15 protein-coding genes are annotated in these 14,336 nt (G+C 67.0%); 10 read left to right on the top strand and 5 right to left on the bottom strand.

Annotation, left to right across the window (positions count from 1 at the left end; genetic code table 11):
- Positions 1-33: 33 nt before the first annotated feature.
- Complete coding sequence (locus ASC59_RS09935; protein ID WP_055821560.1) at positions 34-1,491, bottom strand: SLC13 family permease; 1,458 nt, start codon at positions 1,489-1,491, stop codon at positions 34-36.
- A 149-nt stretch (positions 1,492-1,640) separates the two neighbouring features.
- Between ASC59_RS09935 and ASC59_RS09930 the strand changes: the two genes are divergently transcribed.
- On the top strand, positions 1,641-2,972 hold the full coding sequence (locus tag ASC59_RS09930) for an APC family permease (RefSeq protein ID WP_055821558.1): 1,332 nt from the start codon (positions 1,641-1,643) through the stop codon (positions 2,970-2,972).
- A gap of 20 nt (positions 2,973-2,992) precedes the next feature.
- Here ASC59_RS09930 and ASC59_RS09925 read toward each other — a convergent pair whose 3' ends face one another.
- The 3 genes from ASC59_RS09925 to ASC59_RS09915 all read right to left on the bottom strand — a co-directional run bounded on the left by ASC59_RS09925 (position 2,993) and on the right by ASC59_RS09915 (position 5,457).
- Positions 2,993-3,520 (bottom strand): hypothetical protein, encoded by a 528-nt coding sequence (locus ASC59_RS09925; RefSeq protein ID WP_055821555.1) that lies wholly within the window; start codon positions 3,518-3,520, stop codon positions 2,993-2,995.
- A 94-nt stretch (positions 3,521-3,614) separates the two neighbouring features.
- The gene (locus ASC59_RS09920; protein WP_082513513.1) at positions 3,615-4,682 is read right to left on the bottom strand and encodes a DUF998 domain-containing protein; all 1,068 of its coding nucleotides are present in this window, start codon (positions 4,680-4,682) and stop codon (positions 3,615-3,617) included.
- A gap of 115 nt (positions 4,683-4,797) precedes the next feature.
- Positions 4,798-5,457 (bottom strand): GntR family transcriptional regulator, encoded by a 660-nt coding sequence (locus ASC59_RS09915; RefSeq protein WP_055821549.1) that lies wholly within the window; start codon positions 5,455-5,457, stop codon positions 4,798-4,800.
- 148 nt (positions 5,458-5,605) lie between these two features.
- Here ASC59_RS09915 and ASC59_RS09910 point away from each other — a divergent pair, with 148 nt between their 5' ends.
- The 9 genes from ASC59_RS09910 (at position 5,606) to cls (ending at position 12,845) form a co-directional block, all read left to right on the top strand.
- Positions 5,606-6,310: an alpha/beta fold hydrolase gene (locus ASC59_RS09910; protein ID WP_055821548.1), complete on the top strand. Its 705-nt coding sequence runs from the start codon at positions 5,606-5,608 to the stop codon at positions 6,308-6,310.
- Positions 6,311-6,317: 7 nt separating this feature from the next.
- On the top strand, positions 6,318-6,740 hold the full coding sequence (locus tag ASC59_RS09905) for a hypothetical protein (protein ID WP_055821545.1): 423 nt from the start codon (positions 6,318-6,320) through the stop codon (positions 6,738-6,740).
- Positions 6,741-6,888: 148 nt separating this feature from the next.
- Entirely contained in the window at positions 6,889-7,323 is a 435-nt protein-coding gene (locus tag ASC59_RS09900; RefSeq protein WP_055823153.1) for a VOC family protein, read from the top strand.
- A 3-nt stretch (positions 7,324-7,326) separates the two neighbouring features.
- Entirely contained in the window at positions 7,327-7,968 is a 642-nt protein-coding gene (locus ASC59_RS09895; RefSeq protein WP_055821541.1) for a winged helix-turn-helix transcriptional regulator, read from the top strand.
- 42 nt (positions 7,969-8,010) lie between these two features.
- Complete coding sequence (locus ASC59_RS09890; RefSeq protein ID WP_055821538.1) at positions 8,011-8,421, top strand: TOBE domain-containing protein; 411 nt, start codon at positions 8,011-8,013, stop codon at positions 8,419-8,421.
- Between the two features lie 14 nt (positions 8,422-8,435).
- Positions 8,436-9,269: a molybdate ABC transporter substrate-binding protein gene (gene modA, locus ASC59_RS09885; RefSeq protein ID WP_055821535.1), complete on the top strand. Its 834-nt coding sequence runs from the start codon at positions 8,436-8,438 to the stop codon at positions 9,267-9,269.
- Positions 9,266-10,087, top strand: coding sequence for an ABC transporter permease (locus tag ASC59_RS09880; RefSeq protein ID WP_055821532.1), 822 nt, complete (start codon positions 9,266-9,268; stop codon positions 10,085-10,087). Before modA ends, ASC59_RS09880 begins: the two co-directional genes overlap by 4 nt.
- Entirely contained in the window at positions 10,084-11,169 is a 1,086-nt protein-coding gene (locus ASC59_RS09875) for a sulfate/molybdate ABC transporter ATP-binding protein (protein ID WP_055821529.1), read from the top strand. The genes ASC59_RS09880 and ASC59_RS09875 overlap by 4 nt, the downstream gene beginning before the upstream one ends.
- A 203-nt stretch (positions 11,170-11,372) precedes the next feature.
- Entirely contained in the window at positions 11,373-12,845 is a 1,473-nt protein-coding gene (gene cls, locus ASC59_RS09870) for a cardiolipin synthase (RefSeq protein ID WP_055821526.1), read from the top strand.
- 59 nt (positions 12,846-12,904) lie between these two features.
- Here cls and ASC59_RS09865 read toward each other — a convergent pair whose 3' ends face one another.
- Complete coding sequence (locus ASC59_RS09865) at positions 12,905-14,245, bottom strand: serine/threonine-protein kinase (protein ID WP_055821525.1); 1,341 nt, start codon at positions 14,243-14,245, stop codon at positions 12,905-12,907.
- Between the last annotated feature and the right edge of the window lie 91 nt (positions 14,246-14,336).

The following is a 14,336-nucleotide window of genomic DNA, read 5'->3' as shown; positions in this document are numbered from 1 at the left end:
CCCGCCCTGGCGGGCTGAATGGACCGATCAGGATCAGGCGGGCACGACGAGCTGGATGAGGAGACCTGCCAGTACGACGGCAACCCACGACACGAGCATCGGGATGGTGAACGAATGCCAGACGGGCACCTGGGTGAGCTTCGTCGATCCGGTGAGGTCGGTCTCGACCGATGCGATCTGGGAACCGTTCGCCGGGAACAGCCAGACACCGATGAGGGATGGCCACATCGCCGTGATGATTCCCGGTGCGAGCCCCGCGGCCAGCGCGATGGGGATGAGGGTGTTGGTGGTGGCCGACTGGCTCGTCGTGAGACCGCAGACCAGGAAGAGTGCGACGGCGAGCAGCAGAGGATTGGCCTCGATCATCGCGCCGAGCGGCTCGATGATCGTCTCCTCATTCGCGGAGATGAAGGTGTCGGCCATCCACGCGATTCCGAACAGGGCCACTGCGGCCACGAATCCGGCCTTGAGTAGCGGCTGCTCCACGACGACACTCGGCTTCACTCGACGGGCGAGGATGATGACCAGGGCCACGGTGAACATGATCATCTCGATCACCGTCGTCATGCTGATGGGCGCCAGTTCGCCCTCCTCGTCGGGGAATGCCGGCCGCAGTCCAGGGAACAGGCCGAACAGCACGATCAACATCGTTCCCGAGACGAAGATCCAGGCGGAGATCGCGCCCCCGGGTGGCACGGGATGCTCGATTCGCGCCGGCGGCGCGGCCGCCGCCTCGACCGTGCCGGACCCGTGGCGCCCGGCAGGTGCGGCAGTGGTCGTCGTGGTCCCTGAAGCGGCGGACCCGGCCGTGACCCTGGCCTCATACCGTGCGGCCAATGCGGCCGGCATCTCGACAGTGCCAGCCTCGACGCGCTTGAGGTACACCGGGTCGTCGAGCAGATCCTTGCCGATGCGCTGCTGCACGAACGACGTGACGATGCACGCGACGATGGCCGCGGGAATGGTGATGAGCAGGATCTGCGGGAGGCCGTATCCGGTGCCGTCCATCAGGACGATGTAGGCGGCCATCGCTGCGGAGACGGGGCTCGCCGTGATTCCCAGACCGGAGGTCACCGTCGATGCGGCCAGGGCGCGCTCGGGGCGTTGCCCGTTCCGATACGACGTCTCGTAGATGACGGGGATGAGGGCCAGGAAGATGTTCGACGTTCCGGAGAGAACGGTGAACACGAACGCGACGATCGGCGCCACGTACGTGAGCCTCTTCGGGTTGCGCTGGATGATCTTCGAGGCGATCGACACGAGGTAGTCGATGCCGCCGGCTGCCTGCATGGCAGACGACGCGGTGATCACGGCGATGATGATGAAGAACGCATCGACGGGGATCGACCCCGGCGGCAGATGGAAACCGAACACCAGGATCACGGTGCCGACGACACCCCAGAGTCCCAGTCCCAGACCACCCGTGCGCACGCCCATGGCGATCGCACCGATGACGACGACGGCTTGCAGAATGATCAACACGGCGTCCATGACGGCCCCCTGCTTCAACGGCCACTGCGCTTGGGTGGAGGCAGTGAACCTGCTGGCATCAGAGTGCACCCAAACAGGCACCGAAGGGAAGAGCCAAATCAGATGCGATTTCCGGCCGTCTCTTGCAGAGTGAAGATCGCAGGAGCATCATGGGCGACGTCGAGGGAGGGGCCGTGGCCGCTGACACCCAGAAACGCATGACTGTGCTCCAGGCGACCTTCATCGGTGTCGGTTCGATGGTGGGTGCCGGCATCTTCGCGCTCCTCGGAGCGGCTGGCGCCGTCGCCGGTTCGGCCGTGTGGTTGTCGTTCCTGATCGCGGGTGCGATCGCGGGACTGCAGGGATACTCCTTCGCCAAGCTCGGTACGACGTACCCATCTGGTGGTGGCCTTCTGACATACCTGTCGAAGGGATTCGGAGAGGGTCACATCGCCGGCATCGGTGCGTGGTTGTTCTTCACAGCCGGCTCGATCGTCGTGGCGATGATCGCGTCGTCCTTCGGCGGCTACGCCAGCTCCGTCGTTGCCGGCGGTGACGCAGGCTGGGCGAAGGTTCTCGGTGTGGCATTGATCGTGGTGATGAGCTGCCTCAACGCCGTCGGGTCCACGGCCGTGGCCAAGGTGCAGTCGATCCTCGTCACCGTCGTACTGGCGATCCTGGTGGTGTTCGCGGCCGTCACCATCGTGAACCTCGACCCCGCGCTGCTGGCGCCGGCGGACTACCCGGGGCTGCAGCAGATCATCGCGAGCGTCGCCCTCACATTCTTCGCGTTCCTCGGGTTCGGTGTGATCACCTTCACCGCGAAAGACCTCCCGAACCCGAAGCGACAACTTCCGCGCGCCATCTACTTCGCGTTGGCCATCGCCACGACCGTCTACGTCGCGGTATCACTCGGAGTGTTCGGCACCCTGACCGCCGACCAAGTGGTGGAGTACGGCGCGACGGCGATCGCCGAGGCGGCGAAGCCGACCCTCGGGCAGGCCGGCTACGTGCTGATGGTGATCACCGCGTTGCTGTCGACCACCGGTGCGGTCAACGCCGGACTCTATCCGTCGATCGGAATGACGCGCCATCTCGCGTCGATCGGTCAGTTCCCGCCGGTGTTCAGTCGCTCGATCGCACGATTCCCCGTTGGCCTGATCGTCATGGGCGTCTTCGCCGGAGTTCTCGTCGTCTGGTTCGACCTCACCAGCATCGCCTCGATCGGCAGCGCCGTGGCCCTGCTCGTCTTCTCGACCGTGACCGTCGGGCACTTCCGGCTCTACCGCGAGACGGGTGCGAGCATCGTCGTGCTCATCGTCGCGCTCATCGCCACTCTGGGCACCTTCATCGTCTTCTGCACCACGACACTCGTGAACGAGCCCGCAACCGCGATCGCCCTCGTGGCGATACTCGTGCTCGCCGTGCTCGTCGACCTCATCTGGAAGCGCATCCGCTCTACCCGAGAGGCCGCATCCGATCGCTCCAGCCAGGATGCCTGAGGTCGGGAACGGCTCAGGACCTACTCGTAGGCCTCATCCACTTCCTCGTCGAGTTCCTTGTCGTCGACGCTCAGGTCCTTCTTCGTCACCTTCGTCGCACCGGCCAGGAGTCCCTCCACGCCGTCCACGTCCTCCGGCTCGAGGACGAGCACGATTCCGCCGCTGCCAGCATCCAGCGTCTCGCTGATCGATTCCAGGTCCCGCGTCGGAGTCTTGCGTCCGATGTGCCCCGCGATGGCTCCGATTCCGGCACCGGATCCCCCGGCCACGACCAGCGCGCCGCCCAAGGCGACGGCGGGGAAGAGAGCAACGGCCAAGCCGGTCGCCAGACCGATCGTCAGTCCCTTCTTCGTGCCGTGATGCTTTCCGCCGTCGTCGCGCTTGACGATGGAGATCTTCCCGTCCAGCTCGCGACTGATCACAGCCGCGTCGAACGACTCCTTCTTCGGCGTTTCCGCGAAATGCGCCCGGATGCGGTCGAAGTCGGCCACCGCCCCATCCGTGTCCGCGTACTGTGCAGCGATCGCGACGTAGTTCTGATCGGCCATGGTGAGCTCCCGTCTCATGCAGCGGCGTCGTTGCCGGCTGGCAGGTTCTGATCCGCCGTCTGGCGGCAGTCTAGAGCTGCCGACTCGGCGGTGGCTAGCGACGGATCTCTGTCGAACTCGCGGGCGCGATCGAGCCCGTGCTGCGAAGGAAGACGATCACCCAGGCGAAGATCAGCACGAACGCGATGAGTTCCACCGCCGTCAGGTTGTAGTACCCGGTGATGAAGAAGATCGCCAGCACGACGATCACCGCGACGAAGATGTAGCCGAGAAGAAGGAACACCCGTGGCATCGACGGGATCAGAGCTCGAAGCGAGAGCGCCATCACCACGTAGATGATCGCCATGCCGGTGGCGGAGATGTTGTGGATCTGGAGGTTCTCGTCGACCGGGAACAGGCCGACGCAGGCCAGGAGGATCCCCATGAGGATCAACGCGAGCCGAACCAGGTTCCGCCCTCGGATCTCGGCCCGCGTCGACGTCGGCAGCCACGCCGTCGCGTAGTGCGAGATCGTCGTCATCATCACGCCCGCGATGATGAGCGTGACGTTGAAGGTCAGCGCCGAGATGTCGTCGGAAATGCCCAGGGTGCTCAGATTCTTCTCCCACCACAGCGGATCACTCGCGCTCAGCATGCTCGCCAGGGCTCCGACGACGAGGAACACCGCCAGGAGGAGCGACAGGAGCATCGGCGTGAGGTTGACGGCCGACAGGAAGGCAGCGTATGCCGTGATCGCCATGAGGGCTGCGGCGAGCACGGCGGCAGACGTGGCGTAGAGGGATGCCCCCTCGAAACCGATACTGAACACCGACGCGAGACCGATCCACCCGAGCAGGGCGATGATGGCGTGGGCCAGACACAGTGCAGCCACGTCGAACCAGCGGAGCCGGCGCCAGGTGGTGGCCGGTCCCTGTTGCCGTCTCCTGAGGATGCAGCCGTAGAGGAAGGCAAGGGCCGCTGCGACCGCCGAGCCGATCGCAGCGAAGTCCCCGAATGAGCCTCGCCCGGAGATCGCCAGCTCACGCCCCCAGAAGAGAACGAGCGCGGGCACCAGACCGGCGACGAAGGTGACTGCACCGACCAGAAGGGCGGACGACTCGCGAGCCTCGGCATCCGCGATCGGATGGCGGAGAACGCGAACGAGCGACGTGGGTTGACTCACCGAAGGCCTCCAGTGGACCCAGCGCATCCTGCGGCGAGCACGCTGTCCATTCCGGAGCGTACAGCGCAGTGGCGGGCTGGCAACAGAGCGCGCCGCGCGCCCTCACGAGACCGAGTTACTGCTCGTCGGCGCCATCCTCAGCGGGAAGGCTGTGCCAGATATCGAACGCGACCGCCGCTGCTCGCTCGGCGTCGCCGGACTCGAGCAGATCGATCAGTTGTTCGTGGGCCTCGCCCGACGTGTTCCCGTCGCCGCTGAAGCGAGTGCGTTCCGCTCGGCGCACGAGCGGACCGAAGTGCTCGATCACTGATGCCAGAGCGCCATTGCCGAGCGCGGCCACCGGGATGTTGTGCAGCTCTTCATCGGCATCCAGGGCTGCTCCGACATCGCCTGCCTTGGTTGCCTTGACGAATCGCCTGTTCGCCTCCCGCATCCGCTTCACGTCGTCGTCGGGAAGCCGCCCGGCCATCTCACGCACCGCGAGCGAGTGCATCGCCGCTATGACGTCGCGCGCATCTCGAACGGCCGCAGCGTTGATGGCGCTCACGGTCGTCGACCGGCCAGGCAGTGCAACGACCAGTCCGCTGTTGCCGAGACGGAGCAGGGCTTCTCGGATGGGCGTGCGGCTCACCCCGAGCCAAGCCGCCAGTTCGCCATCCTTCAACTGCTCGCCCGGCGTGAAAGTTCCATCGACGATCGCATCGCGAAGTCGCCTGTAGACGTCGTCTCGCAGGAGCGAGCGACCCACTCCGGCGCTGTCAGAAGGAATCGGCATGCAATATGTTGCGCACGGCGTGGACGCATGCGCAAATCGTCGAACCCTTGGAATAGATCATTGAATGCAATATGTTACACATCACAAGCGCACGATGCGCCCATGAGCAGCCTCTCCGTGACCGGCGGGGCCAGACAAGGAGAACGCGATGTCCCGAAACGGAATCAAGAATGTTGTGCTCGTTCACGGAGCTTTCGCGGACGGCTCGGGCTGGCGAGGGGTCTACGACAACCTGACCAAGCGCGGGTACAGGGTGACGATCGTGCAGAATCCGCTCACGTCATTCGACGATGACGTTGCCGCGACCAACCGGGTCCTGGACAAGCTCGACGGACCCGCCATCCTGGTCGGGCACTCCTGGGGCGGCACGGTCATCACCGAGGCCGGATCGCACGACAACGTGGCCGGCCTGGTCTATGTAGCCGCGCTCATTCCCGACACGGGCGAGACCTCGGGCCAGCAGTACGAGGGGTTCGCCGCGACTCCGGACTTCGTCATCGACATCGGTGATGACGGGTTCGGTTTCCTCGATCACGAGAAGTTCGCGGTCGGCTTCGCGGCCGACGCCAGTGAGTCCGACGCCGAGTTCCTGCGCGACTCGCAGGTTCCGGTGAACATGGCCGTCTTCGGGGCCGCTGTCACGAGGGCGGCGTGGCACGACAAGCCCAGCTGGGCCGTGATCGCCACAGAGGACAGGGCATTCGACCAGGCGATGCTGCAGCACATGGCGCATCGGGCCGGCGCGAAGGTCACCACCACGCCAGGTAGCCACGCGGTGTACCTGACGCAGGCCGGAGTGGTCTCAGACGTGATCGACGGTGCCGCCGAGAGCGCGCTCCGCGTCGAGCTCTGATGCGTCGATGAAGAATCTCCCACGGGCGGTCGCCATCGCCGCGTCGTCCTTCCTGCTCGCCGGATGTGCGATCGCCCCGTCGTGGGAATCGGAGCTGACCACCGCACTCGAAGGGGCGGACGACAGCATCGCGCTGTCCAGCGTGAGGGGGATCGATGGGTCCGCATTCCTGGTCGTCTGCCCCTACGAGTCCGTCGAGTCCATCACCGATCGCCTGGGGTTCACATGGCCCGGCGCCCCCGACTACTCCACCCGTGATGATCGACAGACCATCGCCATCGTCGGCGACGAGGAGGTCACCTCCTCTGCGGAGATCCCGCGCGACAAGGTCGACTTCTGTTCGGCGACGGCCTGGAAAGCCCTGCCCTTGGACACGTCACTGACGGTCACGAGGTCCGCTGACGTCGTCCTCGTGAGCCCGGCGGGCTGAGACGGACCGACAACCTCGACTGAACGCACGACCGGGACGCCTGGTCGTGCGTTCGGACTGCGAACTCGAGCCGGCCCCTTGACGAACCACTTGTTTTTTGCAAGTGTTGAATTCGTCCCCAGACGGGACCACGAAGAGGGAGTCCATGATGACTGCGATGTTCGTCAATCTGCCGGTGACCGACCTGGAGCGTGCGAAGACGTTCTATACGGCGATCGGCTTCCCGTTGAACCCTGCCTTCACCGACCACAATGCCGCCTGCGTCATCGTGGAGGAGGACCACAGCTACGTCATGCTGCTGGTGCGCGAGTTCTTCCAGACCTTCACCGAACTCCCGCTCGGCGACCCAGCCGTGAGCCCCTCGGTCTCGACCGCCATCTTCGTCGATACCAGGGAAGCCGTTGACACAGCCATCGCCGCAGGCATCGCCGCCGGTGGGGTCGAACCCCACGACGCCTCGGACTACGGCTTCATGTACCAGCGTCAGCTGAACGACCCCGACGGCAACATCCTCGAGTTCGGCTGGATGGACCCGGTCGCCGCCGAGCAGGGTCCAGGGGCCATGGCGAACCAGCAGGCCTGAGGCGTGGCAGCGCGCGATTACGGCCAGTACGGCGGCATCACGCGAGCGCTCGAGCTCGTGGGCGAGCGCTGGGCCCTGCTCATCGTGCGCGATCTGCTCGTCGGACCACGCCGCTACGGAGAGCTCGCCGGCGGTCTCCCGCGCATCCCGAGCAACATCCTGGCCACCCGGCTGAAGGAGTTGCAGGCGGCCGGCGTCCTGCGTCGAGTGCCACACTCCCGAGTCATCGTCTACGAGCTCACCCCGTATGGCCGTGAGCTCGAGCCGGTCGTGCTCGCCCTCGGCGCATGGGGGTTCAAGGCGATGGAGGAGCCGCGCCAGGAGCAGATCATCACGCCCGACTCGATGACGATCGACCTGCGCACGGCCTTCAGACCGCAGGTGGCGGTGAGCCTGCCGCCGACCTCGTATGCGGCCAGTTTCGGCGCCGCCGAGTTGCTCATCCAGGTAGACGGCTCATCGCTCGATGTGACACGCGGGGGTGGCCCCGCCGACCTCGCCTTCGCAGCGAACCATCACATCCGCCACCTCATCTCAGGCGAACTCGCACCGGAACGCGCGATCGCCACCGGGGCGGTCGAAGTGCTGCACGGTCGCCGTGACCTGCTCGATCGTTTCGCCTCCACTTTCCATCTGGCTGCGTGATCGAGGGTCTATTTCCGCATCCGCGGGCATAGCATTGCTGTCATGTCGCAGATTCGGATCAAGGATGCCGCAAGCTTTCTCGGCGTCAGCGATGACACCGTGCGCCGCTGGATCGACAACGGCCTGCTGGACAGCACCAAGGATGCCTCGGGCCGGAGTGTCGTCGACGGACTGACTCTCGCGAGGCTGGCGCGCAAGAACGCTGTTCTGCCTGTCGACCCCTCGGAGATCGGTCGCTCCGCGCGCAATCATCTCGTCGGCCTCGTGACCGAGATCACGATGGACAGGGTCATGGCCCAGGTCGAGCTGCAGTGCGGTCCGCATCGCATCGTCTCACTGATGAGCAGCGAGGCCGTGCGCGACCTCGGCCTGGAGCTCGGCTCGGTCGCCATCGCCGTCGTCAAGGCCACGACGGTGATGATCGAGACCCCGGCAGGCGCGGTGCACGCATGAGCTCGAGCGCGTGCATGGTCGATCGCATCCGTACCGTCGGCGTTGCGGCAGTCGTCGTGCTCACAGCCGTCGCGCTCGCCGGATGCTCGCCCAGCGCCTCAGACGGTGACGGTGCGCCGGGCGCGGGGACGGGGAGCGCGCCTTCTGGTGCCGCATCCACGGGCTCGATCACCGTCTTCGCCGCCGCGTCTCTCACGGCGTCCTTCACCGAACTCGCTGCCGAATTCGAGAAGGCGAACCCCGCTGCCAGCGTGGCGCTGAACTTCGCCGGATCATCCGACCTCGTCACGCAGATCACCGAGGGCGCACCGGCCGATGTCTTCGCGTCGGCCGACGAGAAGAACATGACCAAGCTCACCGACGCTGCCATCGTCGAGCCGGGCTCCCCGATGGACTTCGCATCGAACACCCTGCAGATCGTCGTGCCGCCGTCCAACCCGGCCGGCATCGCGTCTCTCGCCGATCTGGCGGAACCGGGTGTGAAGACCGTCATCTGCGCTCCCCAGGTGCCCTGCGGCGCGGCGGCTGTCGCCGTCGAGCGGGCGGCCGGCGTCAGCCTGGCTCCGGTCAGTGAGGAGTCGTCGGTGACGGATGTTCTGGGCAAGGTCACCTCGGGCGAGGCCGACGCCGGGCTGGTCTACGTGACCGACGTGATCGCCGCAGGCGATGCCGTGCAGGGAGTCGCATTCCCCGAGGCTGCGGAGGCGGTGAACACCTACCCGATCGCCCCGATCACGTCCTCGAAGACGCCCGACCTCGCCCAGGCGTTCGTCGACTACGTCACTGGCGACATCGGTCGGCGGGTTCTCGACTCGGCAGGGTTCGGGCAGCCCGAGTCGAACCGATGACGCCTCGTCGAAGGACCTCCTACGCCGGCATTCCCGGATGGGTCGTCGTCGTCGCCGTCATCGGCGCCGCCTTCGTCGTGCTGCCCTTGGCCGCCATGATCCTGCGGGTCGACTGGGCGCAGTTCATCCCCCTGATCACCTCGGAGTCCTCCGTCGCCGCCCTGCTCCTGAGCCTTCGCACTTCGCTGATCGCGACCGTTCTCTGCATCCTGCTCGGTGTTCCGATGGCGGTGGTCCTCGCCCGCGTCGAGTTCTGGGGCCGGAAGGTGCTGCGCTCGCTGGTGCTCCTTCCGCTCGTGCTGCCACCCGTGGTCGGAGGCATCGCGCTGCTCTACACCTTCGGCCGGCGGGGGCTGCTCGGCCAGACCTTCGAGGTGCTCGGAGTCACGATCGCATTCTCGACGACGGCCGTCGTGCTCGCCCAGACCTTCGTGGCCCTTCCCTTCCTCGTGCTGAGCCTCGAGGGCGCGCTCCGCACGGTGGGCACGCGCTACGAGGCCGTCGGGGCGACGCTCGGTGCCCGGCCGACCACGGTTCTCCGCCGCATCACGATGCCGCTGGTGCTTCCGGCGCTCATCTCAGGCGCCGTGCTCTCCTTCGCCAGGGCACTCGGCGAATTCGGCGCCACCCTCACCTTCGCCGGCAGCCTGCAGGGCGTCACCCGCACGCTTCCGCTCGAGATCTACCTGCAGCGTGAGACCGATCCGGATGCCGCCGTCGCCTTGTCGCTCGTTCTCGTCGTCGTCGCAGTCGTGGTCGTGGGCCTCGCCCACCAGGCAGGGGAGATCTCCGGATTCCGTCGGCGGACGAGCGCATGACGTTCAGCCTCAGCGCGAGCGTCGCCGATCGCGGCTTCGACATGGAGTTCTCGATCGCCGATGGGGAGACCGTCGCCGTGCTCGGCCCCAACGGCGCGGGAAAGTCGACCCTGCTCAGCCTCATCGCGGGCTTGCTCAAGCCGGACTCCGGGCGGGCTGTGCTGGCAGACACGGTGCTGTTCGATCTATCCCCGCAAGCCGGCGGCAGGCGAGCCGGCGCTCGCACCGGCACCCGGAACCGCTGGTTGCCTCCGCACGCCCGGGGCGTCTCCCTGCTGGCTCAGGATGCCCTGCTGTTCCCGCACCTCACCGTGCTCGACAATGTCGCCTTCGGTCCGCGGAGCGCCGGGGTCCACCGGGCGGAGGCCGACAGCCGTGCGCGCGACTGGCTGCGCAGGGTCGACGCCGCCGAGCTGAGTGAGCGCAGACCCGGCCAGCTCTCGGGCGGACAGGCCCAGCGCATCGCGGTCGCGCGAGCACTGGCATCCGACCCCAGACTGCTGCTCCTCGATGAGCCACTCGCCGCCCTCGACGTCTCGGTCGCCCCGGCCATCCGTCGCATGCTGCGCGACGTGCTCGCCGATCGCACCGCCGTCATCGTCACCCACGACGTCCTCGACGCCTACACGCTGGCGGATCGGGTTGTCGTCGTCGAGGCGGGCCGCATCGTCGACATCGGCCCCACCCGCCAGGTGCTCGACAGGCCGTCGACGCAGTTCGCAGCGGGACTCGCCGCGGTGAACCTGCTCACGGGAACGGCATCCGCCGACGGCGTGGACACGGATGCCGGCGGTCACGTCAGCTCTCCGGCGGGCGACCCGCTCCCCGAGGGGGCACGCGTCGGGGTCGCGATCCGGCCCGGCCTCGTCGCCGTCAGCGTCACCGAGCCGACGGACCCGGCTCTCACCGTGGTGGCCGGGGTGATCCTCGACCTCGAGACGCGCGGCGACCTCATCCGCGTGCGCACGGAGCACCTGGCCGCAGACGTGACGCCGCGGGTCGTCGCAGATCTCGATCTCAGTTCCGGGGCCTGGGTCTGGCTCGCGTTCCACCCGGCGGATGCCGTGGCCTATCCCCTCTGAGGTGACGTGCCGATGATGGCGCGCGCGAAACACCGGTGGAAACGGGCCGTGACTGCCATACTCGTTTCCACCATCCCGACCTCGGCGACGAAGCCCCGTGAGGCGGGCCGACACCAGGGAGATGGACGCATGCTCCACGCCAGTGCACCGGAATCGAATCATGTGGCCGTGACCGGCCGCCGCAGCGGCAGAGAGCACCAGCGATGAACGGTGAGTTCGCCTCCATCCTCGGCGGCGTGCTCGTCATCCTCGACTTCTCCATCCGCATCGCCGCGCTCATCATCGTGCCGCGCGATCGCAAGCCGACAGCGGCAATGGCCTGGCTGCTCGCCATCTTCCTCATCCCCTTCGTCGGGATCGTGCTCTTCCTCGTCATCGGGAACTCGAAGCTGCCGAAAAAGCGCCGGGACAAGCAGAAGGAACTCGATCACCTGATCGAGGAGCGTGCGAAGACGATCGACCTCGTCGACGACCGCTCCACGTGGCCCGACTGGTTCGCCGCGCTCGTGCGCCAGAACCAGGAGCTCGGGGCGCTGCCTGCCGTCGGCGGCAACTCAGCGACCCTCATCGGCGACTACACGACATCCATCGAGGCGATGGCGGCAGAGATCGACACGGCCCAGAGATTCGTGCATGTCGAGTTCTTCATCGTGTCGTTCGATGCGACGACGAAGGGGTTCTTCGCCGCGATGGAGCGAGCGGTTCAGCGTGGTGTCACCGTGCGACTCCTCGCCGATCACGTCGCATCGAGGAAGGCCGTCGCCAGCAAGGAGACCTTCGCCGAGCTCGATCGCATCGGCGTGACCTGGAGCTGGATGCTGCCCGTGCGCCCCCTGAAGGGCGAATACCAGCGGCCAGACCTGCGCAACCACCGCAAGCTCGTCGTCGTCGACGGCGTGGTGGGATTCATGGGATCGCAGAACCTCATCGACCGGAGCTACAACACTCCGAAGAACCTGAAGCGCGGTCTGCAGTGGCAGGAGCTGATGACCCGCATCACGGGACCGATCGTCGCCGCGACGAACGCCGTGTTCATCTCCGACTGGTACCTCGAGACGAACGAGCTCCTCGGAGACGACGCGAACGTTCGGGCCGTCGACATCCCGGCCGACAGGTCTGCGGATGCCGTGGTATGCCAGGTCGTGCCGAGTGGGCCGGGCTACGAGGGCGAGAACAACCTGCGCCAGTTCCTCACCCTCGTCACGTCGGCGCAGCGCAAGGTCATCATCACGAGCCCGTACTTCGTGCCGGACGAGGCGATGATGTACGCCATCACCTCGGCCTGCCAGCGCGGCCTCGACGTGCAGCTCTTCGTCTCGGAGATCGGCGACCAGGGGTCGGTCTGGCATGCGCAACGCTCCTACTACGGGCCACTGCTGCGAGCGGGCGTGCAGATCTGGCTCTACCCGGCGCCGTTCATCCTGCACTCGAAGCACCTGTCGATCGACGACGACGTCGCCGTCATCGGCTCGAGCAACATGGACATCCGCTCCTTCGCCCTCAACTCCGAGGTGACCCTGCTGGTGCGGGGGCTCCCGTTCGTCGACCAGATGCGCGCCGTCGAACAGGGCTACCGCGACGCCGGCCGCCGGCTCACTCTCGAGGAGTGGAACAAGGAACCGGCATCCGCCACGTTCCTCGATGGCGTGGCTCGGCTCACCTCGGCTCTGCAGTAGAAGAACGGATGCCGCCGACCCGACCCGTGCCCTGAGGCGGCGTCGGGGGCTCGACCGCGCTACTTCTTGCCCTTGCCGCCCTTGTCCTTCTTGTCGTTGCCGGGGTTGCCCTTTCCGGGGTTGCCGTTCCCGTTGTTGCCGTTTCCGTTGCCGTTGCCGGAGTTGCCCGTCTCGGGCTCCGGTTCGGGCTCTGCCGGCTCGTCGACCACCGGGTCGGTTGCCGGTGCCGGCGCATCCGTGCTCGGAGCCGGCGAGGGAACCGAGGTCGCAGCGGGCGTCGGCGCCGGTTCGTCCGGCGAGCCGACCCCTGACGTGATCAGCACCGTCGCGGCGACGACGACACCGGCCAGCAGGACGGCTCCTGCCGCCAGGGCCGGGCCGCGGCGGCGCCTCTCGCCCGCCGATGCCGCAGACGTGGGCGGAGCGGGTGGGGGAGGTGTCGACCCGAGGTTCACGGTGGCCGCGGTCGCGGGAGGGAGGAGGCGCGTCGGGGTGGGCATCGCCCCCGTGGCCTCGGTCTCAGGCGATGCGCTCGAGACCTTCGGGGGCATCCATCCGTCGAGGGCCGGCGCCTTCGCGCGCGCGGCGATCGCCACGTCGATCGCCGTGGGGCGGAGGCTCGAATCGCGTGATGTCATCTGCGTGAGCAGGCTCGCCCACTCCACCGGGAGGCCGTCGGGCATGGCTGGGTCTCGGGCCGCGCGCACGCTCATCGCCTCGATCGCGGTTCCCGGGTACACGCGGATGCCCGTCAGGCATTCGAGGATGAGCAGGCCCAGGGCGTAGATGTCGGACGACGCACCGGGCTCGGCACCCGCTGCCTGCTCCGGACTGAGATAGGCGGCCGTGCCGATGACGGTGCCCGCCGTCGTGACACGGTCGGCGCCGACGAGGTGGGCGATGCCGAAATCGGTGAGCCTGGCGTGGTACTGCGGCTCCGGGAGTCCTGTCGGGGCGAGCAGGATGTTCGCGGGCTTCAGGTCGCGGTGCACGATGCCCTGACCGTGCACGACGGCGAGCGCCTCGGCGATCTCGGCCGCCAGCAGGGCCGTTGCCGGTCCAGACAAGGGTCCCGCGTCGAGGACCTTGCGCAGATCCGGCCCGTCGACCAGTTCCATGACGATGTAGCTCGGCTCCTCCGAATCGGCCGGAGCGAGCTGGGCGTCGTGGAGTGCGACGAGATTCGGATGATTCACTCGAGCCAGCAGGTCGACCTCGGCTCTCCGGCGAGCATCGTCGAGGGCCGTGCCCGGGGCGAAGAACTTCACCGCGACGAACCGCCCGAGGTTCGTGTCGCGCGCACGGTAGACGGTTGCCATGCCACCGCGACCGACGACATCCGTCAGTTCGTAGCGACCGGCCAGAATCTGGCCGATGCGTTGCGGGTACTCGGCACTCATGCCTCCGACCCTAAGCGGATGCGGAGGCCCGTTCCAACCCGCGCTGGCTTCGACAACCCGTGAGTTGCCTCACAGCAGCAGCGTTTCGCTA

The sequence above is a fragment of the Leifsonia sp. Root1293 genome (genome assembly GCF_001425325.1).
GTDB lineage: Bacteria > Actinomycetota > Actinomycetes > Actinomycetales > Microbacteriaceae > Orlajensenia.
This window is presented reverse-complemented; position numbering and strand designations above follow the sequence as displayed.

Excerpts from the sequence above, each read along its gene's own strand:
- ASC59_RS09900 (WP_055823153.1), top strand. The coding sequence starts at position 6,889 with ATGACTGCGATGTTCGTCAATCTGCCGGTGACCGACCTGGAGCGTGCG.
- ASC59_RS09875 (WP_055821529.1), top strand. The coding sequence starts at position 10,084 with ATGACGTTCAGCCTCAGCGCGAGCGTCGCCGATCGCGGCTTCGACATG.
- ASC59_RS09880 (WP_055821532.1), top strand. The coding sequence starts at position 9,266 with ATGACGCCTCGTCGAAGGACCTCCTACGCCGGCATTCCCGGATGGGTC.
- cls (WP_055821526.1), top strand. The coding sequence starts at position 11,373 with ATGAACGGTGAGTTCGCCTCCATCCTCGGCGGCGTGCTCGTCATCCTC.
- ASC59_RS09890 (WP_055821538.1), top strand. The coding sequence starts at position 8,011 with ATGTCGCAGATTCGGATCAAGGATGCCGCAAGCTTTCTCGGCGTCAGC.
- ASC59_RS09865 (WP_055821525.1), bottom strand. The coding sequence starts at position 14,245 with ATGAGTGCCGAGTACCCGCAACGCATCGGCCAGATTCTGGCCGGTCGC.
- ASC59_RS09910 (WP_055821548.1), top strand. The coding sequence starts at position 5,606 with ATGTCCCGAAACGGAATCAAGAATGTTGTGCTCGTTCACGGAGCTTTC.
- ASC59_RS09935 (WP_055821560.1), bottom strand. The coding sequence starts at position 1,491 with ATGGACGCCGTGTTGATCATTCTGCAAGCCGTCGTCGTCATCGGTGCG.
- ASC59_RS09930 (WP_055821558.1), top strand. The coding sequence starts at position 1,641 with ATGGGCGACGTCGAGGGAGGGGCCGTGGCCGCTGACACCCAGAAACGC.
- modA (WP_055821535.1), top strand. The coding sequence starts at position 8,436 with ATGGTCGATCGCATCCGTACCGTCGGCGTTGCGGCAGTCGTCGTGCTC.
- ASC59_RS09925 (WP_055821555.1), bottom strand. The coding sequence starts at position 3,520 with ATGGCCGATCAGAACTACGTCGCGATCGCTGCACAGTACGCGGACACG.
- ASC59_RS09905 (WP_055821545.1), top strand. The coding sequence starts at position 6,318 with ATGAAGAATCTCCCACGGGCGGTCGCCATCGCCGCGTCGTCCTTCCTG.
- ASC59_RS09915 (WP_055821549.1), bottom strand. The coding sequence starts at position 5,457 with ATGCCGATTCCTTCTGACAGCGCCGGAGTGGGTCGCTCGCTCCTGCGA.